This window comes from Pseudidiomarina tainanensis, assembly GCF_004214835.1.
Taxonomy (GTDB): domain Bacteria; phylum Pseudomonadota; class Gammaproteobacteria; order Enterobacterales; family Alteromonadaceae; genus Pseudidiomarina; species Pseudidiomarina tainanensis.
In genome coordinates this window covers 1,356,091-1,381,234 of sequence record NZ_PIQJ01000001.1, presented here as the reverse complement: position 1 = coordinate 1,381,234, position 25,144 = coordinate 1,356,091, and the positions used below count along the sequence as shown (strand labels likewise).

Here is a 25,144-nt window from a genome sequence, read left to right as displayed (position 1 = left end):
AGTTACTAGAAATTTAACTCACGCTCGGCGTGTTCCCTTAAAACTTATTAATCGGTGAATAATTATGTCTATCAAACGCAATATCGCTGTTTTGGCGATGCTGTTTTCCGTGTCTGTATCTGCAACCGATGTAGAAGAGCAGCAACTAACCGTTCTAAAAGATCCCAACTGCGGTTGCTGTGAAAAGTGGTTACAAGCTTTACCGGATAGCTTTAGTGTGTCCGTACAACATCCGAACAACTTGACCCAACGAAAACGTGATGCCGGTATTAGTGCCGAGGCCCAATCCTGTCATACCGCTATTTCTAGTAATGGTTATGTCTTTGAGGGGCACGTTCCTCCTACATTGGTTTCTCATTATTTAGCTGGGAAAAAGTCAGAAAATGGCATTGGATTAACTGTTCCTGGCATGCCGGTAGGGTCTGTTGGTATGGAAATGGGTACTCGGTTTCAGCCGTATACGGTCTATGAAATCAAAAAGGACGGCTCAATTACACCTTATCAGCAGATAGCAAGTTTAGAGCAGCAGCAAGCACTCTCAAATGGAGGGATTTAGCTATGGGATTTGGCGGCATGAGTATGGTTCAGTTAGGAGTTTTACTGGTTATTGTCATTCTTCTTTTTGGTAGCAAAAAGCTACGAACCCTGGGCTCCGATCTTGGTAGTGCGATTAAAGGGTTTAAATCATCGATTACTGATGAAACGTCTGATAAGGAAAAGGAAATTCAATGTCATCAAAATTTAACCTCAAAAGAGGAGCGTCATAATGAGCAATGAGTTTAACAAAGGGCGTCGAAAGTTTATTAAATCTGCATTCACTGTGGCGTCTGCTTTAGCAATCGCCAAAGTAGCCCCGACTTGGGCTGTTCCTCAGGGGCGCAGTTTTAAGGATCAGGTTCTGACAAACGATGAGATTGATCTCACCATTGCAAAGTCCCCACTGCTCGTGGGAAATAAGGTAGGAACACCGATAACCATCAACGGCCAAATGCCGGGTCCTTTGATTCGTTTAAAAGAAGGGCAGCGAGCAAAGTTAAACGTGACTAACCGGTTGTCGGAAGACACGTCAATTCACTGGCACGGAATTATATTGCCCGAGAACATGGATGGTGTGCCAGGCGTATCTTTCGAAGGGATAAAGCCAGGACGAACGTTCAAGTACCGCTACGATGTCGAGCAAAACGGAACTTATTGGTATCACAGCCATTCCGGTTTGCAGGAGCAATTGGGACACCTAGGGCCGTTAGTGATTGAACCCAAGGACGGAGACATTGGTGCTGATCGAGAACATACCATTATTCTCAGCGACTGGACATTCGAAGATCCAGATGAGGTTTTTCGTAACTTGAAAGTTGCGGAGGGGTACTATAACTATCAAAAACGTACGATATTTGAGACCTTCGAGGACGTGCGACAGCAAGGGTTAGAGAAAACCTGGAAGCAACGAGAAATGTGGGGGCAAATGCGAATGAGCCCCCGTGATATTGCGGATGTGACGGGCAGTACTTATACCTACCTGATGAATGGCCGCGATTCACAGATGAACTGGTCAGCATTGTTTAAGCCTGGTGAAAAAGTGCGCCTTCGTATCATTAACGGTTCGGCAATGAGTTTCTTCGACGTGAGAATCCCTGGGTTGGAGATGACGGTTGTGGCCGCTGACGGGCAGCCTGTGAAGCCGGTGCCAGTTGACGAGTTCCGCATTGGTGTGGCGGAAACCTATGATGTAATTGTCCAGCCTAAGCAAAACAAGCCGTACACTATTTATGCTGAGAGCTTTGATCGAAGTGGTTATGTCAGAGGTACGTTAACGCCGGAACTTGGTCTTGAGGCTGAAGTGCCTGAACTACGGCAAGTTCCTGAGCGAGGCATGGCCGCTATGGGCATGGGAGCGATGGCGATGTCCGGTGATATGAAAGGCAATAGCATGAATATGAAGCATATGGGCGGCAATAACAGTCATATGACGCATAAAATGACACATAAAAAAGAGCTCCCGGTCGAAAACATTAAAATCAAACACCGTGAGTCCGGACATGGCGCCGGGGCGGCTATGATTGCTACAAACCCGGTAAGCCGTTTGCATGAACCCGGGATTGGATTGGAAGACGTTGATCATAAAGTCTTAGTGTATACCGACTTGGTCGGCGCGCATGAATGGCCGGATACGCGGGATCCCGAACGACAGATAGAGCTGCACTTAACGGGTAATATGGAGCGTTACATGTGGTCTTTTGATGGTCAGAAGTTTACCGAAGTGGATGGCCCGGTTCAGTTTCATCATGGAGAACGACTGAGGTTGGTGATGGTAAACGATACGATGATGGACCACCCCATACACCTACACGGTATGTGGATGGAACTTGAAAACGGACAGTATCCACGCCCACGCAAACATACGATTAGCCTGAAGCCGAGCGAAAAAGTGTCGTTATTGATAACGGCAGACGCGCCGGGTAGTTGGGCGTTCCACTGTCACCTGTTGTATCACATGAAAGCGGGTATGTTCCGTGTGGTTAATGTCGCATAAGGAGGACAATTATGTACGGTAAATCATTATTAGTGGGTGCGGCGTTGTTGCCAGGTTTAGCAGTCGCCGGACATGCGAAAGAGGACTGGCCTGAACCCGTCAAAGAATATTACACCGGGCAAGTACTGTTCGATCGGTTGGAGTTAACGCGAACCAACGAGGAGGAGAATCTTGCTGTCTGGGACGTGATGGCTTGGTATGGCGGAGATTATCACCGGGTTGTCTTCAAAAGTGAAGGTGAAAACGTTCAAGATGACGGTGAGCCAACTGACCTTGAAAGTGCAGAACTGCTGTATGGATACTTGGTGTCTCCATTTTGGTCGTTTCAGGCCGGTGTTGGTACGCGAGGCTCCTTATCGTCTAATGCCTCTATGGAAAATTATGCCGTTGTTAGCTTCATGGGGCTGGCTCCGTATTGGTTTGAAATGGACAACTCGTTGATGGTGAACGAAGAAGGTGATGTCCAGTTTGTCAGCGAAACTGAGTACGAGTGGCAGCTCACACAAACATCGTACTTACAGCCTCGCATTGAGTTTACAGCCAACCTGACAGATTCAGACAAATATGAACGGCAAAGTGGCTTGAGCAACTTGCGTGTGGGGTTGCGTTATCGTCACGAAATCAGTCGTGAGTTTGCACCCTACATTGGTGTTTATTGGAACGGCGCGTTAGGCAACACGGCAGATGAAATGAAACGAATGGGAGAGGACACCACAGAAACAGGCGTGGTCCTTGGGGCCAGAGTTTGGTTTTAATTGATATTAAACAAAGAGGAAACAACATGAAAAACATACTTAAGTTAGCCTTCGGTACCACGTTATTTTTTAGTGCATGGGCCAGCGCTCACGTCGGCCTAACATCCAGTAGCCCGGAGGACGGTGCGACTTTGTCCGAGTCACCAACGGAAATTACGATGAATTTTTCCGGTGATGTTCGTCTGGCTAAAATTATGCTGCACTCAGATGACGGTAAAATGCATCCGCTGGACTTTTCGATGAGCATGACTCCCAAAGCAGCGTACGAAATTGCTGTTAAAAACAATTTGGCGTCAGGTGGTTATACGGTTTATTGGACGGCAATGGGTGGGGACAGTCATAAAATATCGGGTGATTTTAGCTTTGAGGTGAAATGATGACCCTTTGGAGTGTGGCCAGCGTTTTAACGTTGGCCTTTATATTCTGGCTTAACGCGGTGATGACCGCCTCGCCTTATATCGTTTATTTGTCCGGTTTAAAAAAACAGTCTGAACGAAAGAATAGCCTTGTTGCGTGGCTTCTATTACTGGCAAGCCTTCTGTATTTTTTTCTGAAAGTCGGTAGTTTTGCTGCTGAAGGCTTTGCCGGCATGATTGACAAGACCTACATGCAGTTTATATGGACCGGCCCTGTTGGGTTGTTCATCCAACTTCAGATAGCGGTTGCTATTGCTTGGATTGTTTACTCCGTTGTTAAGCTAAAACGTATAAAGTGGGTGCTATATGTTGTCGCCATTGGACTCATGGGATGGAGCTTTTTAAGTATTGGTCACGGCAGTGACGCTGTCTGGTGGGGAAAGCTAGCGCTTTTAACACACTTGTTAGTCGCTTGGGTTTGGTTCGGCAGTCTTAACTCATTGCGAAAGCTGGCAACGTCGGTACCGCTTGCTAAAGCGAAAGCCATTATGGAGCGTTTTGGTGTGCATATGTCTGCAGCGGTTCCAATACTCCTTATTGCGGGCTTGGTTATGTATCGTAGTGCAACAGGGCGATGGATGCCAGAGCTGCCGCTTACGTCGTATGACACGGTACTACTAGCGAAACTTGTGTTTGTGGCGCTGATTCTCCTTGTTGCCGCATTGCATAAATTAAAGTTCGTACCGCAATTAAATGATAACGCGGCCGCCAAGCGACTCAAAAACTCCATAACGGCGGAAATGGTATTGGCTGTCACTATTTTTACCCTGGCCTCTGCGCTAAGCAGCGCGTTTTCCCCTAGTTAATGTAAGGAATAATAAGAATGAAATTATTCATGAGTGTTTTTATGGTTTCGGTGCTGTTTATTTCAGCGCCCAGTAGCGCCGAAAAACTATCTGAGCCGACCGCAGTGCTTGATGCATTTCGAACTGCTTTAACTGAAGGTGACACGGAGGTCGTTAAAGACGTGCTTTCCGATGATGTGCTTATCTTTGAAGGTGGTGGCGTTGAACGATCCTTGGCCGAGTACAGTGCTCATCACCTTAAGTCAGATATTAAGTTTAGCCAGGCGGTTCCTTCACAGTTGCTTGAAAGGACAGTACAAGCAGCCGATGGCCTTGCTGTGATCACTTCTCGGTATAGCGTTTCCGGGGAGTATAACGGGCGTGAGGTTGATTTAACGATGAATGAAACCGTAACCGTATCAAATTCGACTGAGTCTGGCTGGAAAATTATCCGGATCCATTGGTCCAACTGAGTTCAATCACAGGAGCTGATTATGGCAGAACACGATCATGAACACGGACATCAGGATTATCAGAAAAGCAGCCTGAGTCTTTGGGGGGCGGTGTCGCTGGGGACTGGTGTGATGATTGGCGCTGGTATTTTTGCACTGACCGGACAAGTTGCTCAGCTGGCAAGAGAGTGGTTTGTCCTGGCGTTTGTGTGCGGCGGTATCATTGCCGGCTTTAGCGCTTACTCTTACGTTAAGTTGGCGAAAGCCTATCCGTCAGCGGGCGGTATTGCGATGTTCCTCAGTAAAGCTTATGGAAAAGGAAGTGTGACGGCGATATTCGCACTCTTGATGTACTTTTCTATGGTGATTAATGAAAGTTTAGTCGCTCGGACATTTGCGTCTTATACCAGCCAGTTAATTTCTTTTGAAGCGCAGTGGCTTATCCCTTTGTTGGCGGTGGGTTTGCTGGTCTTTGCGTTTTTTATCAATATTTTGAGTAATCAGTTTATTCAAACGTTCTCGTTTTTTATGGCCTTTGTTAAGACTTTAGGGTTGGTCATTTTAGCGGCTGGTGGTTTGTGGGCCTCAGGCATTCAGTTTGAATCGATATCGGCTATTCCAGAAGAAGCTACGGGTGGCGGTATTTTAGCGGGGATTGCTTTAAGCATACTTGCGTACAAAGGGTTTACAACAATAACCAATAGTGGCGGTGAAATTGTTGAGCCTAAGAGAAATGTCGGGCGTGCCATTATTATTTCGCTGATTATCTGCGCGTTAATATACGTTCTGGTCACTCTGGCGGTTGGCTCGAGCCTGTCCATAGATGAGATTGTGAAAGCGAAAGACTATGCGCTTGCTGAGGCAGCGAGACCCGTCTACGGTGAAACTGGACTCTGGATTACGGTTGGGTTTGCGATTGTCGCCACAGTGTCCGGTGTGATTGCCAGCGCGTTCGCCGTTTCAAGAATGTTAGCTATGTTGACCAATATGAAGCTTGTGCCACACAGTCATTTCGGTATGCCAGGTTCCATTCAGAAGCACACGCTAGTTTACACCATTGTTATGGCTATGATCTTAGCTGCTTTTTTCGATTTGAGCCGAATCGCTTCGCTTGGTGCTATTTTTTATATCGTTATGGACATTGCGATCCACTGGGGGGTATTGCGACATCTTAGACAAAAAGTGAATGCGAATATTTACATACTTGTCAGCGCAATCACGCTAGATGTCATCGTTTTAGCCGCTTTTATATGGGTGAAATGGACAAGCGATCCGCTGGTTATTTGGGCGTCTCTTATCAGTATGGCATTGATTGCCGCTGGTGAGATTTTGTTTTTACGTAAAAAGCGTTAAGAAAAAGAACGCATAGCGCTCCTTTCCTAGTTCATTGTAAAAAACATCCAGATAGCCATAGCGACCATCATGAGGTTTTCAGTGAGCGAAATGAAGCCTAACGGCACATTACTGGAGCCACCGACACAGGCACATTTTAGCTCGCGTTTGTCGACATAAACGGCTTTAAACACGGAGACAGAACCCACGATGCCTATGAATAACGCAATAGGGATGGAAATGACATGAGCAAATTCCGCTGCCATTAACAGACCCGCCAAGCCTTCGGCGTAGGGGTAAATACGGCCATAAGGCACCCATTTCTTGGCGAGAAGATCGTAATTGAGAAACATGGTAGAGAATTTCTCTACGTCCTGGAGTTTGAGCAAGGCCAGAACCACCATAGAGAAACTGATGAACCACTCGATGGTTTGTACGGTAAATACGCGACCAAAAGACAACCACGACGTGGCTACAGAGAGGAGTGCCGTCATAATAAATAATGCAATAACGGGCCGGTAACTGGTTGCGTCAGGGTCAGGAAGAGGCTTTCCAAGAAAGGCTCGAACCTCCTCGTACCCACCGATACGTTTATCACCAATAAACACTTGTGGAGTGGTATCGACGTCGTGCTTTTTCTTGAATTTGTCGGTTTCTTCTCGGCTTTCCAACAGGTTGTCGTCCACATCGTAACCGTTGGCTTTAAGTAAGTGCCTGGTTTTTAAACCAAAAGGGCATTGGTGGTCAGGTGTCGACATTCTGTAAAGCGTGGCTTTTTGAGTTGATTGACTCATAGTGACGTCTCCTTACTTAAAAATGGTACATCTATATACGCATTATAGTCGCTGGAGGATTAGCATCTCTAATTGTGAGATTAAAAATTCATAAAAATTGAAAATATATTTTAAATTTTGAAAAACTGGACAACTTTTTTTGATGGCTTTTTAACCGTTTATAAGAGCTGATTTTAAAAGAGTTAGGATATTTAAGGGGGGTAAAAGTTGAAATTGCGGCAGGTGAAGGATGTTGTCGGGAAGTTCGGTCATGGTGTTGTATAGGCGTAGGTGTCAGTCAGATCCATCCGACTCGGCATTGGTGTTTGCTTTTTTACCCAACAAGCTGCTGGAAACGAAAAGTAAGGCACCGAGGACAATTGCAATATCAGCCAGGTTGAAGGCCGGCCAATGCCAGTCTCGCCAATAGAAATCAAAGGAATCCACAACATAGCCGCGAAAGACCCGGTCAATCAGGTTGCCCATGGCGCCACCGAGGATAAGACTGTAAGCGATGGCTTCTCCTTTATGACGATTTTCAAGGATCAGCTTGATCAGAAAAATCGAGACCACTACCGCGATTCCGATAAAAAAGTAGCGCTGCCAGCCTCCACCATTCGCAAAAAGACTGAATGCGGCACCGGTGTTCCATAGGTGCACCCAGTTAAAGAACGGGGTCACCGAAACATACTCGCCATAGGCCATTGATTGCTGCACCAGCCACTTTACAGCCTGATCAGACGCTGCCAGCAGGCCCGATATGGACAATAGGGCATACGGCGAGAGCTTTTTGCCAATAATGAGCATTATTTAACCCTTCAACGCCAAAATGCGTCTGGCACCGTTAAGTACAATGCCCCCCGCGATGGTGCCGATAATCAGATCCGGATAATTGGAACCGGTCCACGCGACCAAGGCGCCGGCGGTGATGACCCCCAGGTTGATCACCACGTCGTTGGCCGAGAATATCCAGCTTGCCTTCATGTGCGCCCCGCCTTCCCGATGTTTGGATATGAGCAGCAGACAACTGGTATTGGCAATCAATGCGACGAATGCGATAGCCATCATCACCAGCGATTCAGGCTCACTACCGAATACAAAGCGTCTCACCACCTCTACGAGCACGCCCACAGCCAAGATCAGTTGCAGTACACCAGCAAGATGCGCGGCACGTACCTGCATTTTCACGCTATGTCCAACCGCATAAAGGGCAAGCCCGTACACCGCCGCATCGGCAAAATTGTCCAGGGATTCTCCAATCAGGCCGGTGGACTGGGCGATCAGACCGGCAGTCATTTCCACCACGAACAGAAGTGCATTGATGCCGAGCAACCAGCGCAGGGTCCCGGATTCTTGCTTAGCAGAAGCTGCCGAAAACTCGGCGGCCTTGATGGTCTCCGGATTTGCAGCGACGGTTTCCTGAAGCGAGGCGCCTAGCCCCAAGGTCTTCAGTTTCGAGGTGACGGGCTCGACCTCGCCGTCATGCACGACCTTCAGCCGGCGGTTCGACAAGTCGAAGGACAGCGCCCGAATCTCCTCAAAGCCGTTCAGGGCTAGGCGAATCATTCGTTCTTCTGATGGACAGTCCATCTTCGGCACGGCATAAACACTGACCCATCTCCCTGGCGCCTCGGAGGAGGCCTGTATATCGGTATCCGCTGCGGACGTTGCATCTCCGCCACAGGCGCCACCACAGGATTTGCTCATGATACGACTCCACTTGAACAATGTTGTGGTACCATTTTAAACTATAAAGCTACTATAAGGTCAATAGAGTAAAGAATCCGTTGGGGAGGAGGCTGATGCGCATTGGTCAGTTGGCGCAGTTGGTAGGGGTCGAAACACAGACGATCCGCTTCTATGAACAGCAGGGCTTGTTGCCGCCGCCTGATCGGCAGGACAACGGTTACCGTGTCTATACCGAGAAGCATGGTGAGGGGCTGGCCTTCATCCGTCGCTGCAGAATCCTGGGCCTGTCACTGGCTGAGATTCACGAACTACAGAGCTATCAGGACGACCCTCATCAGCCTTGTACCGCCGTCAACGCCTTGCTCGATGATCATATCTCTCATGTGCGGTCGCAGATAACCGCTCTGCAAGCGCTTGAGAAACAACTCGTTTCACTGAGAGCGAGTTGCAACGATGACCGGGAAGTTGAGGCGTGTGGGGTTCTTGCTGGAATTAGCGAAGGAAACATGCACCAGCAGTAGGTGAAGCATCAACCAGATAATCCGATGAGATGCCGGTCTGTCTCACTCTCATGCAAAGGTAAGATCAACCATTTAATCCGCTTACCCCAATAAATCTGGGTGGTGATGTAGAAGTCGTATCACCATCTGGGTTGACTACCTCGTTATGGGTACTTCCTTTAATTGATTGATCTTTATCAGCCAAAAGAGATACAATGCAAGCATGTTTTTATAGTGAAGCTTCGCATGTATCGTTTAATCATTGCCCTACTGCTATTGGCAGTAACAACAATGTCATTTTCACAAACTATCAGTACGGAAGAGGCATGTATGCACGATTCTACTGAGCAGGTTTGTGATCTTGCTGATTGCGAAGTGTCGCACTCTCTTACCGATAATTGTTGCTCTGATTCAATGATGCGACATTGTTACAGTCCGTCAATTACTGTCGTTTATTCTGAGCAATCCACCGTTCCTCCTGTTGAGAAGCTGCTTTTTAACGCTTCCTCATTCTTAGATACGAATATTAAAGAAAAGCATTCTCTCTCGCTTTTTCGCCCCCCAATCTACTCTTAAAAAGTACTAAATTTCTCGCTCCTGGCGCGTTTATCGTCCAGGTAAAAGCACAGCTATAAGCTTTGGTTCGGTCATTGTCGTTACGACGTCGTTCGTCGTCCTCGTTACGGTCCGACTCATAACTTGGTCTGTGTTTAATTTAAAAATTCACAGTTTTTGAGAGTAACAATATGAAACTTTTAAGAAGAATGGCTTATTTAAGTGTTCTGACTGTAGTGGTGCCAAATGTCGTTAATGCACAAGAGCCGCTTTTGAATTTGCAAGAAGCAGTGAGTATCGCTGTACAAGAAGATCCTTGGTTAACGGCAAGTAAGCAAACCCAAGAAGCATTCGCGAGTGAAGCAATAGCCTCTTCCAGTTTGCCTGACCCTCAAATATCGCTCACGGCTGCCAGTTTCCCGGTTGACAGTTTTAGTTCAAGACAGGAAGGAATGACCCAGTTAGTCGTCGGTGTTTCACAAGCATTTCCCAGAGGAGACACATTATCGTTGTCTCGTAAGCAGAAAAACCAATTAGCTCAAAAACAACCGTTTTTGAGAGCGGATCGTATTGCAAAGGTCAAAACAACGGTCACGAAGTTGTGGTTAGATGTTTTTTTCTCTCAGCAAAGTATTCGCTTGATTGAATCGGATAGAGCGCTTTTTGAACAGTTAGTGTCGACGGCTAAGGCGAGTTATACCAGTACCGAGGGAAAAGCACGGCAGCAAGATGTTATTAGAGCCCAACTTGAGCTTACACGCCTGGATGATAGGTTGACGTCACTGCGACAAAAAGAGGAGCAACTTCAAAGCGAATTGTCGGAATGGATAGGTGTTATAGCGAAATCAACGTTACCGGATGACCTTCCGAGTCTTACGCTGAAGAAGACATTGCTATCACCTTCGACAATACCGAATCAAGCCTTGTACGAATTGATAAAAGAACACCCGGTTTTGCAAGCGACCGATCAAGACATTTTGGCGTCGGAGACGTCTGTCGAGCTCGCTCAGCAAGGTTATAAACCGCAATGGTCAGCCAATCTGAAATATGGCCATAGAAACGACGATCCAAGCGGCAATGACCGTGCCGACTTGCTGTCAGTCGGGGTTACGTTCGATGTCCCTTTATTTACTGATAACAAACAGGATAAGCAGGTACGCTCAGCAAAGTTTAAAACGGAAGCAAAAAAAACTGAGAAGTTATTGGTTGCCAGGCAGTTAATAGCCAATTTACGCAGTACGTTTTTACAACTGAACCGTTTGAATGAACGTGCTGCCCTATATCACGAAGAGCTACTTCCACAAATGTCCGCCCAGTCTGAAGCCGCATTGACTGCCTACAACAATGATGATGGCGACTTTGCCGAGGCGGTACGGTCACAGATTGCGGAAATCGACGCAAAAATTGATGCATTAGCAATCGCCATCAACCGCCAAAAATTGATTGCCGAAGCAAACTACTTATTACTTTCAGGAGTGTAAAATGAAAACAGTCACCAAATCTCTTATAAGTTTAGCTGTAGGCTTTGCAGTTGGCGCTGGCGCTATTGGCTATGTAATGCAATCGACTGAAGTGTCTGATCGTTCATCGGGCAATGCAGAAAAAGAGCCGTTATATTGGGTGGCTCCGATGGATCCCAATTATCGTCGAGACAAACCAGGAAAGTCTCCAATGGGGATGGACCTTATTCCTTACTATGGCGATGATGCAGAAGAGAGTTCACCTGGTACGGTGAGAATTGATCCCGACGTTATTAATAACCTTGGGGTTACAACTGCAACCGTCACGTCCTCGAGACTCAACCTAGATATCGAAACAGTTGGCTATGTTCAGTTTGATGAGGACCGAGTATTAACAGTAAGTCCTCGTGTTGAAGGCTGGATTGAGAAGCTTTTCGTAAAAGCGGTTGGTAACTCGGTTAAAGCCGGCGAGCCTTTATACAGTATTTACTCTCCTGAAATGGTTAATGCGCAAGAGGAGCTTGTATTGGCCTCGCAAAGAGGTAATCAGGTGCTAATTGATGCCGCTGAAGAACGCTTAAGAGCTCTGCAAGTCTCTGAATCTGAGATTAAAAAGTTAAAAGAAACTCGTAAAATTCAGAAAACAATCACGGTAAAAGCAAAGCAGTCCGGGGTATTGGATAGACTGACTGTGCGTGAAGGTGCGTTTGTAACGCCGAGTATGAATTTAATGACCATTGCTCAACTGGATAAAATTTGGGTTATTGCAGAAGTCTTTGAGCGGCAATTGAACCAGGTTGAGGTAGGCAATGACGTTCAAATGAACCTTGAGTATGCTCCAGGTAAAGAGTGGCAAGGAAAGGTTGATTATGTCTATCCGTCACTTAACCCTAAAACTCGGACGGGACAAGTTCGAATTCACTTCGACAACCCAGATGGTTTTTTAAAACCGGGCATGTTTGCGAATCTTAACATTAAGGCTGGTTTAGGCGACAAAAACTTAATCATCCCTAAAGAAGCGCTTATCCGAATGGGTGGTTCGAACCGAGTTGTACTGGCACTGGGTGATGGGAAATTTAAAACAGTTAATGTTGACGTTGGGCGGTTAGGGAGCTCGCGAGTTGAAATTTTATCGGGTCTTATGGCAGGTGATGACATCGTTACTTCAGCTCAGTTTTTGATTGATTCTGAGTCCAGTAAATCCTCTGACTTTAAGCGCATGCAACATGACACTGATGCTGATAACGAGAGCCATGGCAGCATGTCAAGTGACGCAGCAGCTCAAGCTGTCTGGGTTGAAGCAACCGTTAAAAATGTTATGCCTCAGCACTCGATGGTTACGCTGGAGCACGGTGAGATTTCTGAATGGGACTGGCCTGCAATGACGATGGACTTCGATGTTGCTTCGGATGTTGAACTTTCTCAGCTTAGCACGGGGTTATCCTTGCATGCGGAAATAACGCAAGTCGGGAAGCAACAGTACCAGCTCACATCGATTCATATTCCTGAGCAAAAACAAGTGACAGAGCAGGAGCATAACCATGATTAAGTCAGTCATTCGATGGTCAGTGAGTAACCGTTTTTTCGTTCTTCTGGCGACATTAATCCTCGTGGGTGTTGGTGCTTTTGCGGTTAAGAATACGCCCGTAGACGCACTGCCGGACTTGTCGGATGTCCAGGTGATCATTAAAACCAGCTATCCGGGTCAAGCGCCGCAGGTGGTAGAAGATCAAGTAACCTATCCATTAACAACCGCTATGCTGTCTGTCCCCGGCGCTAAAACCGTCCGTGGATATTCGTTTTTCGGCGACTCCTATGTGTATGTCATTTTTGACGAAGATACAGACGCTTACTGGGCGCGTTCGCGAGTACTGGAATATTTGTCTCAGGTTGCTCCGACACTGCCTTCTAATGCAAGACCGCAATTAGGCCCTGATGCAACAGGGGTTGGTTGGGTGTATTTGTATGCCTTGGTTGATCGTACGGGTAACCACAATTTGAGTGAGTTACGCAGTATGCAGGATTGGTTTTTAAAGTATGAACTGCAAACGGTCGAGGGGGTTTCGGAAGTTGCCGCCCTCGGCGGGATGGTAAAGCAGTACCAGGTGAAAGTGGATCCGGAGAAGCTGCGCGCATTCAATATTCCTCTTGCTCACATACAAAATGCTATCCAGCGAGGTAATCAGGAAGTGGGGGCGTCGGTGGTTGAAATGGCGGAAGCTGAGTATATGGTCCGGGCCTCAGGCTATATTGATGGTGTGTCAGACTTAGAGAGTATCCCGCTTGGCGTTGATGAAAATGGCACGCCATTATTGCTTAAAGACGTTGCTGATGTGGGTGTGGGCCCCCAAATGAGACGCGGTATCGCCGAACTCAACGGTGAGGGAGAAGCCGTGGGTGGTATTGTGGTAATGCGTTTCGGAGAAAATGCCCAAAAAACGATTGATGGCGTTAAACAAAAGTTGGAAGAATTAAAGTCTGGGCTACCAGAAGGTGTCGATATAGTCACTGTCTATGATCGTTCGGGGCTTATCTCGGATGCCGTGGAAAGTCTCTGGAAAAGTTTAATAGAAGAACTCGCTATTGTCGCGTTTATCTGTGTGATATTTCTCTTCCATGTCCGCTCCTCGCTGGTTGCCGTTATCAGCTTGCCTTTGGGTATTTTAACCGCGTTTATTGTCATGTATTGGCAAGGAATTAACGCGAATATTATGTCACTTGGAGGGATCGCAATCGCTATTGGCGCTATGCTCGATGGTGCCATCGTCATGATTGAGAATATGCATAAGCATATGGAAAAAACGCCACTGACAGCAGAGAACCGCTGGCGGGTGGTTGCCGCCTCTGCTTCAGAGGTGGGCCCTGCTCTTTTCTTTAGCTTGCTCATTATTACCGTCAGCTTTATGCCGGTATTTACCTTAGAAGCCCAGGAAGGGCGGATGTTTTCTCCGCTTGCTTTCACGAAAACTTACGCAATGGCAGCCAGTGCAGCCTTAGCGATTACCGTTATCCCCGTGTTGATGGGATATTTTATCAGAGGAAAGGTAACACCTGAGGGGAAAAACCCGCTTAATCGGTTATTGATCGCCGGGTATAAACCGCTTTTAAAAGGCATTTTGAAATACCCCAAGACAGCAGTTGTCGGAGCGCTTGTTATCCTGGCCGTTGGTGTCTGGCCGATTGACAAAATTGGTAGTGAATTTATTCCAGATTTGGATGAGGGCGATTTGATGTATATGCCCACTACCTATCCCGGATTATCAATTGGTAAAGCAAGGGAGCTGTTGCAGCAAACCGACAAGCTCATAAAAACGGTACCGGAAGTGAAGACGGTTTTTGGCAAAATTGGTCGAGCGGATACCGCCACTGATCCGGCACCCCTAACGATGATTGAAACCTTTATTCAACTGAAACCGAAAGATCAGTGGAGAGACGGTATGACCACTGAGAAGTTGAAAAAAGAACTGGATGCGCTTGTAAAGTTTCCGGGGCTGACCAATGCGTGGGTTTACCCCATTAAAACTCGCATTGATATGTTATCGACAGGTATAAAAACGCCGGTAGGTATAAAAGTTGCCGGAGCTGATCTTAATGAAATTCAGAAGATCGGGCAGCAGCTTGAAACGATACTTGATGATGTCGATGGTACGGCTTCTGTTTATTCAGAGCGAGTGGCTGGTGGACGCTATGTCAAAGTCGACATAAAAAGAGAGCAGGCTGCACGTTATGGCTTGAACATTGAGGATGTTCAGCAGGTTGTTGCCACGGCTATTGGCGGAATGAATGTTTCAGAGACCATTGAAGGGCTTGAACGTTACCCAATAAACTTGCGCTACCCTCAAGATTACCGTGATTCGCCGGAAGAATTAAAGAAGCTACCTTTAGTTACGCCAAACGGGCAGCGTATTAGTTTGGCGGATGTGGCTGATGTCTACGTTGAACTTGGACCGCCGGCAATTAAAAGCGAAAACGCAAGACTTAATGGCTGGACTTTTGTCGACATTGAGGGAGTTGATGTCGGCACTTATGTTGAAAAAGCAATGAAGGTTGTAGAACAAGAACTCGAGTTGCCAGCAGGGTATTCAGTTACCTGGTCCGGGCAGTACGAATATATGGAAAGGGCAAAGGAAAAACTGACTTACGTGATTCCGTTAACGCTCGCGATTATTATCGTTCTTTTATATATGAACTTTCGAAACGCTACAGAAATAGCCATTATATTGGGAACTTTGCCTCTCGCATTGGTGGGGGCAATCTGGCTAATGTATCTTTTAGATTATAATTTCTCAGTTGCTGTAGCGGTTGGCTTTATAGCACTAGCGGGGGTTACCGTAGAAATAGGGATATTAATGCTGACTTATCTTAATCAGTCCTATAACGAATACGAACAACGCCAACTAGAGCAAGGTAAAGCTTTGACTAAAGACGGTGTTTCTCGCGCTGTAATGGAAGGGGCTGGGCTTCGTGTTCGTCCTGTCATGATGACGGCGGTTTCTACAATTGCTGGTCTATTGCCTATCATGTTCAGTACAGGAACTGGTGCTGAAGTGGTTAGCCGAATAGCCGCCCCGATGGTTGGAGGAATGATCAGCGCTGTTATTCTAACCTTGCTCGTGTTACCCGCTGTTTACTACTTGTGGCGAAAGAAAAACGTTAAGGTTAGATGATACCTTACTCTGTAAATATCACCTGCGCATCTTTGATCTCGATCAATGATGTGCAGGGGGTAGTATGCTAATTCATAGTATGGCAATAGGAGCGCACATATGTTTCAAGCAAAATTTTTAGTTGTGCTTATGTTAGGAATAGTGATACAGCTATCCTTCCCAGCCGCTCCTCCTTATAACAATGCTTCCAATGTACAGCACGAAAAAAGTGTTAGCCATATGGATGTTAGCAACGAAAGCAAAGATAACTTTCATTGCGATGAAAGTGAGCAATCTATCATTGACGACTGTTATTGCTGCGTAGCTGATAAATGCTCTATGGATGAAGAGTGTAACTCTGCGAACTCACCTCTAGTATTTATTCAATTCGACACCTCGATAAACTCTCCTAGCAACTCGCCACATCCCTTGTCTTATAAAGGTGATGTGAAGTAAATACTCTTCGATATTTACTACCCTCCGAAATAGCACTACTAAATTACAACTCTAGATTTTCTCGAAATTTAAGTAACTAGACTAAACACAGTCCATAAGCTATATGTTTTAGGGCTTTTAGGGGGGTATATGAACCTATCTAAAATTACCGCTATTTTTGATCAACTTCGACAAGACTCAGTGGAAGAGGCTCTCATCGGCCGTGGCGTTAGCGGCTTTACGCTGTTTCCTGTGCGAGGACGGGGTTACTACTTCGATAGCTATAACGATGATCACTTAGTTGATCACGTACAGCTTGAAGTTTATGTGAACAGTGATGATGCGCGTGATGTTGCCCTCTTGGTAGTTGAAGCGGCCCATACTGGGGTATCTAACGAGGGATTATTTTCTATCTCGCCAATCGATGAATTGTTCTGGGTTCACGATAAACGAGCAGCCACTAATAAAGAGCTTTCGTTACAAAGTTAACACCGAGCAAATGTTGCCTGAAACGTATTGGTAGTTTTAATTAACAGGACAGTATTGATGTCAAATAACGATCATAGAGCCGGAGTGCGGGAAATTAACTTAGTCAATCGCACATTAAAGCTAAACACTGAGAGTGTGAAAAAAGTTCGCGAAGCGATTAACGAAATCGATCGCTTGGTTGGTCTCGATAGCGTTGCCTATGACTCTGAGCGTAACTTGTTATTGGTAGCTTATGATGCCTCTAAAGTGGATCTCAATGTTATAGAGGAAAAGCTCAGGAAGTTTGGTGTTGAAATAAATAGTGGGTGGTGGACTCATCTGAAAGAAGAGTACTACAAGTTTATTGACCAAAATATTAAAGATAATTCGGAACATACACCGTGGAGTTGTCACAGAAGTCCGCCAGTTAACAAAAGCAAACGAAAGTAACGATTAATTATAGGTAAGGAATAAAAAATGCAAATAGAAACAATCAAAGATGTGCTGAGTTGGACCGTTGATTTCCACAAAAACCTGAAGGAGTGTGTTACTCACTGCTCTAAACAAAACCAAGATGAACGAGCTCGGATGATTCTAAACTACGTGTCGGGTCATGAGGCTAGCTTAGAGCTAATGGTCGAAGGTTTTTTGAGTACAGCAAACCGAAATGCATTAGACACTTGGTGTTATGACTATATTGGGAAACATCCCATCGTTGAGCATGGACACTGTGATTCGCCTTTTAAAGAGTTAGATACTGATCACATTATGGAGAACATTGTAAACCATCATGAGCAAGTCATTGAGTTGTATGAACACCTATATTCCCGTGTTGGTATAGACAGCGCAAAAGAGCTGTTAGAAACAGTAAAAAACGTTGAAGAAAATGAAATTAAACGAATGGTGCACACTGCGAATCGATTTTCGGATATGTAGTGAGTGACGGTTTTATCGTTGGTACTTTACGGGAAATAGCTTGTAACTATCCTATTGAAATTAGCTGGCAAAGACGCGGAGTCGGTTTACCGGGCGCTGTTAAAAATATTTAAGCAGATGCCGGCAGAATACCGGAAATCGCTCACCTGGGATCGCGGTATGGAACTGGCTAAGCATGCTGATCTAACAAAAGAAATTGGTATACCCGTTTACTTTTGCGACCCCCAATCACCATGGCAACGAGGCACAAACGAAAATACTAATAGTTTGGTTCGGCAATACTTCCCAAGAAAAACTGATTTATCTGTTCATTCACAGGAAGTTCTTAACAACGTAGCGACCCAATTAAACGAGAGACCGAGAAAAACATTGAGCTTTATGACACCGTCACACATGATTGATAAGGGTGTTGCGTTGATGACTTGAATCTACATCAGCCTTCTTCGCGAAAGAAATAAAGTAAAGTTTGAATTCATCAAGGTCGAATCTGGCAACTACCCAATCAGGGCTCTGTGTCGGGTTATGAAGGTCAGCAAGTCGGCTTACTATGACTGGTGCAAGCGCCCGGGCAAGCTGATTGGCGCTCAAGAGCTGCAGCTTCGCCGCCGGATCAAGGAACTGTTCAAAGCGAGCAGATCCAGCTTGGGCAGCCGGAAAATGATGAAGGCACTTCGCGCGGAAGGCTTTGAAATTGGCCGATACCGGGTTCGCCGGCTTATGGATCAAATGGGCTTGAAGGTGACGCAGCGCGTGGCTTACAAAGTAACCACCAAGCGCAAACACAGCGACAGCGTAGCGGGCAATTTGCTGAATCAGAATTTCAACCCAGTGGGCCCGAATCAGATCTGGGCGGGCGATGTGACCTACTGCCGCACCGGCGAAGGCTGGATGTATCTGGTGGTTGTGATGGACCTGTATTCGCGGCGCATCGTGGGCTGGGCAATTGATAAAACGATGACCACCAGTTTGGTGCTGCGGGCTCTGATTACGGCTTACAACCTGCGCAGGCCGAGCAAGGGGCTGGTGTTCCATAGCGACCGCGGGTCGCAGTACACCAGCAAGCGGTACCGGAAGCAGCTTCAGCGTTTTGGTATGCGAGCGAGTATGGGCGACGTTGGCGCCTGCTGGGACAACGCAGTTGTTGAACGATTTTTTGGCAGCCTGAAACATGATTGGCTCTTTAAAGTGTCACAACCGACACGTGAACATATGAAAAGGGATGTGGCCGCTTACATCCGTTACTACCACCTGGAGCGACTACATTCGGCCAACGGCGGCAGGTCGCCAGTTAACCATGAATTATTGTTTAAAAATGTGTCCGGATTTAGTTGACCAGTACATCCAATGGGTTAAAGTGGTGCTGAAAAGAAGTAAATGTATGCCGTCATGAGGCTATACGCACGCATATACGGAATTTGGCACATACCTCGAGAGGATTAGTTGTTATGAGGCAAAATCAATCAGAACATCCACACCACGTGGATCCGTCGCACACAGATGCGCCGCTCTCAGATCCCGTGTGCGGCATGCGAGTTACAGAGAATTCATCCCATCACATGGAGCATGAGGGTAAGTCTTTCTATTTTTGCAGCACCAAGTGTTTGGGTAGATTCCGTGATGACCCGGAAAAGTACCTCGATCCCACCAAGTCGGAGGAACATACAACGCCGCATGAGCCCGGCACGACGTACACTTGCCCTATGCATCCGGAGATCCTGCAAGATCACCCGGGAACCTGTCCAAAGTGTGGCATGGCTCTTGAGCCATTGATGCCCAGTCTGGATGATGATAACAATCCAGAGTTGAAAGATTTTTCACGCAGGTTCTGGTGGACGCTGCCGTTTACTGTCATCGTGACAATACTTGCTATGTTCGGCCCGCAGCTTGGCTGGTTCAGCATGAGCGTGCAAACATGGATCGAACTCGTTCTTTCAATACCGGTAGTGTTGTGGGCAGGGCAGCCATTTTTTGTACGGGGCTGGCAATCAGTAGTGAACCGCAGCCCGAACATGTGGACGCTGATAGGCCTTGGTACTGGAGCGGCGTTTATCTATAGCGCTATCGCGACGATAGCACCGGGCATATTCCCTGAAACTTTCATGTCGATGGGCCGCGTTTCAGTCTATTTTGAAGCAGCAGTTGTCATTATTTCGCTGACATTGTTGGGTCAGATGCTTGAGTTGAGGGCACGCTCGAAAACATCAGCTGCCATCAAGTCCTTGCTCGGTCTGGCGCCTAAGACAGCACGGCGGATCAACAAGGATGGCACTGAGGAAGATGTGCCTTTGAATCACGTACATGAAGGTGATCGCTTGCGCGTTCGCCCTGGTGAAAAAGTCCCGGTTGACGGCACGGTAGAGGAAGGTAATAGCTCATTGGATGAGTCGATGTTGACCGGAGAGCCACTCCCCGTAAGCAAGCGGCCCGGAGACAAGGTGATTGGCGCGACGATGAATACTTCAGGCGCTCTTGTGATTCGGGCAGAGAAAGTGGGTTCTGCCACAGTGCTCTCTCAGATTGTGCAGCTCGTAGCGCAGGCGCAGCGTTCGCGCGCTCCCATGCAGCGCATGGCTGACTTGGTTGCCGGTTACTTCGTTATGGCTGTAGTGGTCATCGCCATAACAACTCTGTTCGTTTGGGGATTCTTCGGTCCGCAACCGAGCTGGGTGTACGGTTTGATAAATGCTGTTGCGGTGCTGATTATCGCTTGCCCGTGTGCGTTGGGGCTGGCCACACCCATGTCCATCATGGTGGCAACCGGCAAAGCCGCTACGCAAGGCGTGCTGTTTCGCGATGCCGCCGCGATTGAGAACTTCCGCAAAGTCGATACTCTGATTGTTGATAAAACCGGCACATTGACTGAAGGACGTCCGGCTTTTGAACAAGCAATTCCGGCAGGTGACATAACTGCCGATGAAGTACTACGTCTTGCAGCGAGCCTCGATCAAGGCAGTGAACATCCACTTGCCGACGCTATTGTGAACGCGGCGCGCGAGCGCGGCCTCACACTCAGTGCAGTCGACGATTTTGAATCAGGTAGCGGCATCGGCGTTCGTGGCCAAGTCGATAGTAAGTCGCTGGTCCTGGGCAATACAGCTCTGATGCAGCAAGACGGGATTGATGTTACCCACCTGACAAACATCGCCGACTCATTGCGCGAAAAAGGTGCGAGTGTCATGTATCTCGCCTCGGATGGCCAACTTGCAGGCCTGTTGGCTGTCTCCGACCCGATCAAACAGAGCACGCTGGAAGCAGTGCGAGATCTCCAGCAAGCGGGGATTCGTATCATCATGGCAACCGGCGATGGTATTGCAACGGCTAACGCTGTTGCCAAGGAATTGGGAATCGACGAAGTGCACGGCGAAGTCAAACCTGCTGACAAGCTTGACCTCGTCACACAGCTTCAAGCTGAAGGTTGTATTGTAGCTATGGCTGGGGACGGGATTAACGATGCCCCGGCTCTCGCAAAGGCTAACGTAGGTATCGCCATGGGGACGGGTACAGACGTTGCCATGAACAGCGCTCAGGTAACCCTGGTCAAAGGCGACTTGCGTGGAATCTCCACCGCACGGCACCTTTCCGATAGTACCGTCGCTAATATGAAGCAAAATCTGGGTTTCGCGTTTATCTACAATGCGCTTGGCGTCCCGATCGCAGCCGGTGTGTTGTATCCCCTCACGGGTATTCTGCTCTCACCCATGTTCGCCGCACTCGCAATGAGTCTCAGCTCGGCATCGGTGGTTTTCAACGCTCTCCGGCTTCGTGGCTCACGCGATTGAATGGGGCGATAACCCACGGAATGATGCTCTGATAACACAAGCTGCTGAAGAACAGATGTTTCAGCAGCTTGTGCCCCCTCATCCACCATCCGTTGATTAACGAGGCCTTAATCGATGCTGTTTCACCAGCGTATAGAATACCGGGATGACAATGAGTGTGAGGATAGTGGAAGAAATGTAAATACCCCATTTCTAACACAGTCATCTCGTAGAGTATTTATGCCGCATTTCGGTACTCAAATGGCGTCATGTCATTGAGTGAATCGTGCGGTCGTTCGTTGTTGTATAGCTCAATCCAATCTTCGGTTATTTGCTTCACTTCGTTCAGGTTGTTGAAGATGTAGCAATCGAGTACATCATCACGATAAGTTCGGTTAAATCGTTCAATGTAGGCGTTTTGATATGGGCAACCAGGTTTAATGTAATCAATCATAATGTCATGTGCTTTTGCCCAATTTACAAACACTTCCGAGGTGAATTCGCTGCCATTATCAACCCGAATTTTCTCAGGGTAACCATGCCACTCAGCAAGTTGGTCAAGATAGCGTATGACGCGCAACGACGGCATGCTGGTTGCAATATCAATACCTAAAACTTCACGATTAAAGTCGTCAATCACGTTAAATGTGCGGAACCTGACTTTGTTGTGCAAGCTGTCGCTCATAAAGTCCATTGACCAGGACTTACCCAATGCATTCGGTGCAGCCAATGGCTCTGGGTTGCGGTTGGGTAATCGCTTTTTGCCTTTGCGTCGCAGGTTCAGTTTTAGCTCAGTATAAACGCGATAAACACGCTTGTGGTTCCATCGATGGCCTAGCTTTCGAAGGCGTTGAAAGCACTTCGGGAACCCCCCACCGATGGTGCTTGTCGATTAAAGCATTCAAGGCATCAATGATTTCGTCATCATCGGTCAATTTTGGCTCGTAATAGTAAGCGGTACGGCTAATGCCAACTACATCACAGCACTTTACAACGCTCGCGTTATACTGCACCTGCAACTCGCGTGCCCAGGTTTTCCGTTCTGCCACAGGTGCTATTGCGTGGCAAAACCAAACTATGGCTGATAACCAGTGATAGTGATTTTGCTACAAAACATGAAAAATCCTTGTTTCTAAATGCTTTTCTAATGCAAGAAATCAAAGCGTTACCAAATTCGCCGCAGATTTTCGTATTTGATGAAACATTAGGTGGTATTCGAGATTTTGCTGAGGTTAACGGTATTGATCTAGATATCGAGCTTTCACGTGAAGAAATAGATGAAATTAATTTAGAAGAGCAGCAACTTATTCTTTCCGATAGACTGCGAGATTACTTCCAATTATATGGTACGGGAATAGCTGGTTCTGTCGCTAACCAGTTAGCAGCCCTCGAGGCTAACCCTAGTTTTCAAAGCATGCTAGAGGCTCAAAAATATTGGAACAGTGATATTTTAAAGACAGCGGCACAGATGGCTAGTTTAGAGAGTAACCCTTCAATGAGGGCATTTCGCGAATCTCAAAGTGGCTTGGTCGGTCAAGCACAAAAATTTGCGGCAGAAATAAATAAGGCCGGCAACGGGATGTTGCGTAATGCAAAGGCTCGACAGAACAATGACTCCGAAGACAATCAAGCCCGTGATGACTCAGAGAGCTCAAGATCTGATTCAAAAGAATAAGTAAATCATTCAAACTAGGTAGCTTTGAATAATTATTCACTTGTTACCATCTAAACGATGTGTTTCAGAACTCAGGTTCTACACTTAATGCTTTTATATTAAAAATCGACCATGGTCACCGTTTGGTCACCATTTGGTCACAAGCTCCAAAATGGTCACAAAAACGCACAAAGCATCAAGCCAACTAATACGGCTGCAAGTCAATAAATTCAAAGGGTTTGGAACTTTAGAAAGATGGTGCGTCCGAGTAGACTCGAACTACCGACCCCTACCATGTCAAGGTAGTGCTCTAACCAACTGAGCTACGGACGCACATTGTATTGCTGACGCTCATGAACATGAACGGGCGCTATATTAGTCATTCCCTAACGGCGGTGCAAGTGGTTTTTGCACCGCTGTGGTTCAATTGCATAACTTTCAACCAAGTTCCACTCAGTATCACGAGAACTACCGTAATTGGTGTTTAAGAACTTTACCATTAGCATTATGCGGAAGCTCGTCCATGAACGCATAAACGCGGGGGCGTTTGTAATCAGCTAAGCGCTCGGCCACATGATGACGCAATTCGCTCTCTTCTAACGGCTCTCGCAGCACGACGCAGGCTTTAACAGTCTCACCCCATTCCTCATGAGGCACACCAATAACCGCAGCTTCAAGCACGGCTGGGTGGCTCGCTAAAGCATCTTCAACTTCGCGCGGGTAGACGTTTACACCACCACTAATAATCAAATCTTTAATGCGGTCTTTCACCCAATAAAAGCCATCGGCGTCGCGTATGCCAATATCACCGGTGCGAATCCAACCATCTTCAGTAAAAATTTCAGCGGTTGCCTTTGGATTACGCCAGTATTCGCGCATCACGCCTTCACCGCCAATGTGAATTTCGCCAGGTTCATTGATTTCTGCAATGTCGCCATCGATATTCACCACTCGTATTTCCGTAAATGCGGCCGCGCGTTGACCGACTGATCCCGCTTTTGTAGCGTGCTCTTCGGGTAATAATAAGCTACCGGTTGGCCCGGCTTCGGTCAGGCCGTATACGCAATAAAACTGGTCGCTCCTGAAAGCTTGTTGCACGCGGCGAGCGTGGTCGCCGGCCAATGGGCCGCCGCCGTATATCCAATGGGTCATGCTACTGAAATCTGCATGCGCGATATCAGGATGCTGCGCGGTGAGTAAGTAAGCAACAGGGGCGCCAAAGAAATGCGTGGTTTGTTCTTTTTGCACAAGGTTAAGGAGTAAGTCAGGTGTAAAGGTTGGCGCAATAACGTGTGTGCTACCGACTAAAGTGCCGCCAACGAGTGATAAATTCAAAGGTGCTGAGTGCGTAAATGGCATCAGCGATAATAAACGACTTCGCGGCCCGTAGTGCATTTCAGTGGCAAACATCATGCCAACGAACAGTAGGGCTTTATGATCAAATAGCACGCCTTTCGGACGGCCGGTGGTGCCGGACGTATACAATAGGGTCGCTGGTTCATAGATAGCCTGTTCGGGCAACCTCTCGAATTCTAACGCATGATGATTAGCGTCTGTAAAAGCCGGCATATCGTTTACCACTAAATGCGCAAGTTTGAGTTCCGCGCAGGCTTTTAGCGCTTGGCTGCTCGTCATGTCACAGGTAATAACCAAACTGGATTCGGCGTCTTCAAAAATATAAACCAGTTCGCTGGCGGTGAGTTTGACGTTAATTGGAGCGACGATAGCGCCGAGGCGCTGAATCGCGAAGTGCGCGACGATAAATGCGTAATTGTTTGGGAGCACAAGGCAGACTCGGTCGCCAGCTTTGACACCATGCTGCTGAGAGAGAATACCGGCAAATAGATTGACGTGTTGGTCGAGCTGTTGCCAAGAGACGCGCAAGTTGCCGTCAATGACAGCCTCTTGGCTTGGATATTTACGCGCATTGCGAGCAACGTAAGCTGGGATAATCATTTTTTTGTTCCTTGTTGTTCTTTAAACTAAAACAGTCGCGGCGC

General features: G+C 47.1%; 24 protein-coding genes, 1 tRNA gene and 2 pseudogenes. 20 read left to right on the top strand and 7 right to left on the bottom strand.

What is annotated here, in order from left to right:
• Positions 1 to 64 precede the first annotated feature (64 nt).
• The 8 genes from CWI82_RS06790 to CWI82_RS06755 are packed head-to-tail and all read left to right on the top strand — an operon-like array spanning position 65 to position 6,291.
• The gene (locus tag CWI82_RS06790) at positions 65 to 556 is read left to right on the top strand and encodes a DUF411 domain-containing protein (protein ID WP_130202995.1); all 492 of its coding nucleotides are present in this window, start codon (positions 65 to 67) and stop codon (positions 554 to 556) included.
• Positions 557 to 558: 2 nt separating this feature from the next.
• A complete protein-coding gene (gene tatA, locus CWI82_RS06785) occupies positions 559 to 777 on the top strand; it encodes a twin-arginine translocase TatA/TatE family subunit (protein WP_092854680.1) in 219 nt (72 codons plus the stop codon).
• Positions 767 to 2,530 (top strand): copper resistance system multicopper oxidase, encoded by a 1,764-nt coding sequence (locus CWI82_RS06780; RefSeq protein WP_092854682.1) that lies wholly within the window; start codon positions 767 to 769, stop codon positions 2,528 to 2,530. Before tatA ends, CWI82_RS06780 begins: the two co-directional genes overlap by 11 nt.
• Before the next feature lie 11 nt (positions 2,531 to 2,541).
• Positions 2,542 to 3,285, top strand: a complete 744-nt coding sequence (locus CWI82_RS06775) for a copper resistance protein B (RefSeq protein ID WP_092854684.1) — start codon at positions 2,542 to 2,544, stop codon at positions 3,283 to 3,285.
• A gap of 26 nt (positions 3,286 to 3,311) precedes the next feature.
• Entirely contained in the window at positions 3,312 to 3,662 is a 351-nt protein-coding gene (locus CWI82_RS06770) for a copper resistance CopC family protein (RefSeq protein WP_011234483.1), read from the top strand.
• Entirely contained in the window at positions 3,659 to 4,507 is an 849-nt protein-coding gene (locus CWI82_RS06765) for a copper resistance D family protein (protein WP_233340205.1), read from the top strand. Before CWI82_RS06770 ends, CWI82_RS06765 begins: the two co-directional genes overlap by 4 nt.
• 17 nt (positions 4,508 to 4,524) lie before the next feature.
• Positions 4,525 to 4,959: a YybH family protein gene (locus CWI82_RS06760; RefSeq protein WP_092854689.1), complete on the top strand. Its 435-nt coding sequence runs from the start codon at positions 4,525 to 4,527 to the stop codon at positions 4,957 to 4,959.
• Between the two features lie 21 nt (positions 4,960 to 4,980).
• Entirely contained in the window at positions 4,981 to 6,291 is a 1,311-nt protein-coding gene (locus CWI82_RS06755; protein WP_092854691.1) for an APC family permease, read from the top strand.
• A 26-nt stretch (positions 6,292 to 6,317) separates the two neighbouring features.
• Here CWI82_RS06755 and CWI82_RS06750 read toward each other — a convergent pair whose 3' ends face one another.
• From CWI82_RS06750 to CWI82_RS06740, 3 genes are all read right to left on the bottom strand, one after another.
• Positions 6,318 to 7,064: a MauE/DoxX family redox-associated membrane protein gene (locus CWI82_RS06750; protein ID WP_055437791.1), complete on the bottom strand. Its 747-nt coding sequence runs from the start codon at positions 7,062 to 7,064 to the stop codon at positions 6,318 to 6,320.
• A gap of 273 nt (positions 7,065 to 7,337) precedes the next feature.
• Positions 7,338 to 7,850, bottom strand: coding sequence for a signal peptidase II (gene lspA / locus CWI82_RS06745; RefSeq protein WP_003821921.1), 513 nt, complete (start codon positions 7,848 to 7,850; stop codon positions 7,338 to 7,340).
• A 3-nt stretch (positions 7,851 to 7,853) separates the two neighbouring features.
• A complete protein-coding gene (locus tag CWI82_RS06740) occupies positions 7,854 to 8,750 on the bottom strand; it encodes a cation transporter (protein ID WP_004574643.1) in 897 nt (298 codons plus the stop codon).
• Between the two features lie 95 nt (positions 8,751 to 8,845).
• Here CWI82_RS06740 and cadR point away from each other — a divergent pair, with 95 nt between their 5' ends.
• The 11 genes and pseudogenes from cadR (at position 8,846) to CWI82_RS06680 (ending at position 21,511) form a co-directional block, all read left to right on the top strand.
• On the top strand, positions 8,846 to 9,253 hold the full coding sequence (gene cadR / locus CWI82_RS06735) for a Cd(II)/Pb(II)-responsive transcriptional regulator (RefSeq protein ID WP_004364961.1): 408 nt from the start codon (positions 8,846 to 8,848) through the stop codon (positions 9,251 to 9,253).
• A gap of 725 nt (positions 9,254 to 9,978) precedes the next feature.
• Positions 9,979 to 11,268, top strand: a complete 1,290-nt coding sequence (locus tag CWI82_RS06725; protein ID WP_233340204.1) for a TolC family protein — start codon at positions 9,979 to 9,981, stop codon at positions 11,266 to 11,268.
• 1 nt (position 11,269) lies between these two features.
• The gene (locus CWI82_RS06720; RefSeq protein ID WP_092854695.1) at positions 11,270 to 12,796 is read left to right on the top strand and encodes an efflux RND transporter periplasmic adaptor subunit; all 1,527 of its coding nucleotides are present in this window, start codon (positions 11,270 to 11,272) and stop codon (positions 12,794 to 12,796) included.
• A complete protein-coding gene (locus CWI82_RS06715; RefSeq protein ID WP_092854697.1) occupies positions 12,789 to 15,914 on the top strand; it encodes an efflux RND transporter permease subunit in 3,126 nt (1,041 codons plus the stop codon). The genes CWI82_RS06720 and CWI82_RS06715 overlap by 8 nt, the downstream gene beginning before the upstream one ends.
• Positions 15,915 to 16,013: 99 nt before the next feature.
• Entirely contained in the window at positions 16,014 to 16,349 is a 336-nt protein-coding gene (locus tag CWI82_RS06710; RefSeq protein WP_092854699.1) for a hypothetical protein, read from the top strand.
• A 129-nt stretch (positions 16,350 to 16,478) separates the two neighbouring features.
• Positions 16,479 to 16,817, top strand: coding sequence for a P-II family nitrogen regulator (locus tag CWI82_RS06705; protein WP_092854701.1), 339 nt, complete (start codon positions 16,479 to 16,481; stop codon positions 16,815 to 16,817).
• 57 nt (positions 16,818 to 16,874) lie between these two features.
• Positions 16,875 to 17,246 carry a cation transporter gene (locus tag CWI82_RS06700; protein WP_055437796.1) on the top strand — a complete coding sequence of 124 codons (372 nt, stop codon included), beginning with the start codon at positions 16,875 to 16,877 and terminating at the stop codon, positions 17,244 to 17,246.
• Positions 17,247 to 17,273: 27 nt separating this feature from the next.
• A complete protein-coding gene (locus CWI82_RS06695; protein WP_055437797.1) occupies positions 17,274 to 17,732 on the top strand; it encodes a hypothetical protein in 459 nt (152 codons plus the stop codon).
• 45 nt (positions 17,733 to 17,777) lie between these two features.
• Positions 17,778 to 18,158: pseudogene (locus tag CWI82_RS06690) on the top strand (IS30 family transposase); the annotation flags it as partial.
• A 12-nt stretch (positions 18,159 to 18,170) separates the two neighbouring features.
• Positions 18,171 to 19,064, top strand: a pseudogene (locus tag CWI82_RS06685) (IS3 family transposase); the annotation flags it as partial.
• Positions 19,065 to 19,177: 113 nt separating this feature from the next.
• Positions 19,178 to 21,511, top strand: coding sequence for a heavy metal translocating P-type ATPase (locus tag CWI82_RS06680; RefSeq protein WP_130202994.1), 2,334 nt, complete (start codon positions 19,178 to 19,180; stop codon positions 21,509 to 21,511).
• Between the two features lie 217 nt (positions 21,512 to 21,728).
• Here CWI82_RS06680 and CWI82_RS06675 read toward each other — a convergent pair whose 3' ends face one another.
• Together CWI82_RS06675 and CWI82_RS06670 are read right to left on the bottom strand one after the other, a co-directional pair.
• Positions 21,729 to 22,370 (bottom strand): IS3 family transposase, encoded by a 642-nt coding sequence (locus tag CWI82_RS06675; protein WP_130202993.1) that lies wholly within the window; start codon positions 22,368 to 22,370, stop codon positions 21,729 to 21,731.
• Positions 22,282 to 22,539 (bottom strand): hypothetical protein, encoded by a 258-nt coding sequence (locus CWI82_RS06670; protein ID WP_092854705.1) that lies wholly within the window; start codon positions 22,537 to 22,539, stop codon positions 22,282 to 22,284. The genes CWI82_RS06675 and CWI82_RS06670 overlap by 89 nt, the downstream gene beginning before the upstream one ends.
• An 8-nt stretch (positions 22,540 to 22,547) precedes the next feature.
• Here CWI82_RS06670 and CWI82_RS06665 point away from each other — a divergent pair, with 8 nt between their 5' ends.
• A complete protein-coding gene (locus CWI82_RS06665) occupies positions 22,548 to 23,165 on the top strand; it encodes a hypothetical protein (protein ID WP_130202992.1) in 618 nt (205 codons plus the stop codon).
• A 235-nt stretch (positions 23,166 to 23,400) separates the two neighbouring features.
• Here CWI82_RS06665 and CWI82_RS06660 read toward each other — a convergent pair.
• A tRNA-Val gene (locus CWI82_RS06660) sits at positions 23,401 to 23,477 on the bottom strand.
• A gap of 135 nt (positions 23,478 to 23,612) precedes the next feature.
• Positions 23,613 to 25,100: a class I adenylate-forming enzyme family protein gene (locus tag CWI82_RS06655; RefSeq protein WP_130202991.1), complete on the bottom strand. Its 1,488-nt coding sequence runs from the start codon at positions 25,098 to 25,100 to the stop codon at positions 23,613 to 23,615.
• Between the last annotated feature and the right edge of the window lie 44 nt (positions 25,101 to 25,144).

What these genes read in the sequence shown, in the direction of transcription:
- CWI82_RS06790 (WP_130202995.1), top strand. Translation starts at nt 65, where the DNA reads ATGTCTATCAAACGCAATATCGCTGTTTTGGCGATGCTGTTTTCCGTG.
- tatA (WP_092854680.1), top strand. Translation starts at nt 559, where the DNA reads ATGGGATTTGGCGGCATGAGTATGGTTCAGTTAGGAGTTTTACTGGTT.
- CWI82_RS06780 (WP_092854682.1), top strand. Translation starts at nt 767, where the DNA reads ATGAGCAATGAGTTTAACAAAGGGCGTCGAAAGTTTATTAAATCTGCA.
- CWI82_RS06775 (WP_092854684.1), top strand. Translation starts at nt 2,542, where the DNA reads ATGTACGGTAAATCATTATTAGTGGGTGCGGCGTTGTTGCCAGGTTTA.
- CWI82_RS06770 (WP_011234483.1), top strand. Translation starts at nt 3,312, where the DNA reads ATGAAAAACATACTTAAGTTAGCCTTCGGTACCACGTTATTTTTTAGT.
- CWI82_RS06765 (WP_233340205.1), top strand. Translation starts at nt 3,659, where the DNA reads ATGATGACCCTTTGGAGTGTGGCCAGCGTTTTAACGTTGGCCTTTATA.
- CWI82_RS06760 (WP_092854689.1), top strand. Translation starts at nt 4,525, where the DNA reads ATGAAATTATTCATGAGTGTTTTTATGGTTTCGGTGCTGTTTATTTCA.
- CWI82_RS06755 (WP_092854691.1), top strand. Translation starts at nt 4,981, where the DNA reads ATGGCAGAACACGATCATGAACACGGACATCAGGATTATCAGAAAAGC.
- CWI82_RS06750 (WP_055437791.1), bottom strand. Translation starts at nt 7,064, where the DNA reads ATGAGTCAATCAACTCAAAAAGCCACGCTTTACAGAATGTCGACACCT.
- lspA (WP_003821921.1), bottom strand. Translation starts at nt 7,850, where the DNA reads ATGCTCATTATTGGCAAAAAGCTCTCGCCGTATGCCCTATTGTCCATA.
- CWI82_RS06740 (WP_004574643.1), bottom strand. Translation starts at nt 8,750, where the DNA reads ATGAGCAAATCCTGTGGTGGCGCCTGTGGCGGAGATGCAACGTCCGCA.
- cadR (WP_004364961.1), top strand. Translation starts at nt 8,846, where the DNA reads ATGCGCATTGGTCAGTTGGCGCAGTTGGTAGGGGTCGAAACACAGACG.
- CWI82_RS06725 (WP_233340204.1), top strand. Translation starts at nt 9,979, where the DNA reads ATGAAACTTTTAAGAAGAATGGCTTATTTAAGTGTTCTGACTGTAGTG.
- CWI82_RS06720 (WP_092854695.1), top strand. Translation starts at nt 11,270, where the DNA reads ATGAAAACAGTCACCAAATCTCTTATAAGTTTAGCTGTAGGCTTTGCA.
- CWI82_RS06715 (WP_092854697.1), top strand. Translation starts at nt 12,789, where the DNA reads ATGATTAAGTCAGTCATTCGATGGTCAGTGAGTAACCGTTTTTTCGTT.
- CWI82_RS06710 (WP_092854699.1), top strand. Translation starts at nt 16,014, where the DNA reads ATGTTTCAAGCAAAATTTTTAGTTGTGCTTATGTTAGGAATAGTGATA.
- CWI82_RS06705 (WP_092854701.1), top strand. Translation starts at nt 16,479, where the DNA reads ATGAACCTATCTAAAATTACCGCTATTTTTGATCAACTTCGACAAGAC.
- CWI82_RS06700 (WP_055437796.1), top strand. Translation starts at nt 16,875, where the DNA reads ATGTCAAATAACGATCATAGAGCCGGAGTGCGGGAAATTAACTTAGTC.
- CWI82_RS06695 (WP_055437797.1), top strand. Translation starts at nt 17,274, where the DNA reads ATGCAAATAGAAACAATCAAAGATGTGCTGAGTTGGACCGTTGATTTC.
- CWI82_RS06680 (WP_130202994.1), top strand. Translation starts at nt 19,178, where the DNA reads ATGAGGCAAAATCAATCAGAACATCCACACCACGTGGATCCGTCGCAC.
- CWI82_RS06655 (WP_130202991.1), bottom strand. Translation starts at nt 25,100, where the DNA reads ATGATTATCCCAGCTTACGTTGCTCGCAATGCGCGTAAATATCCAAGC.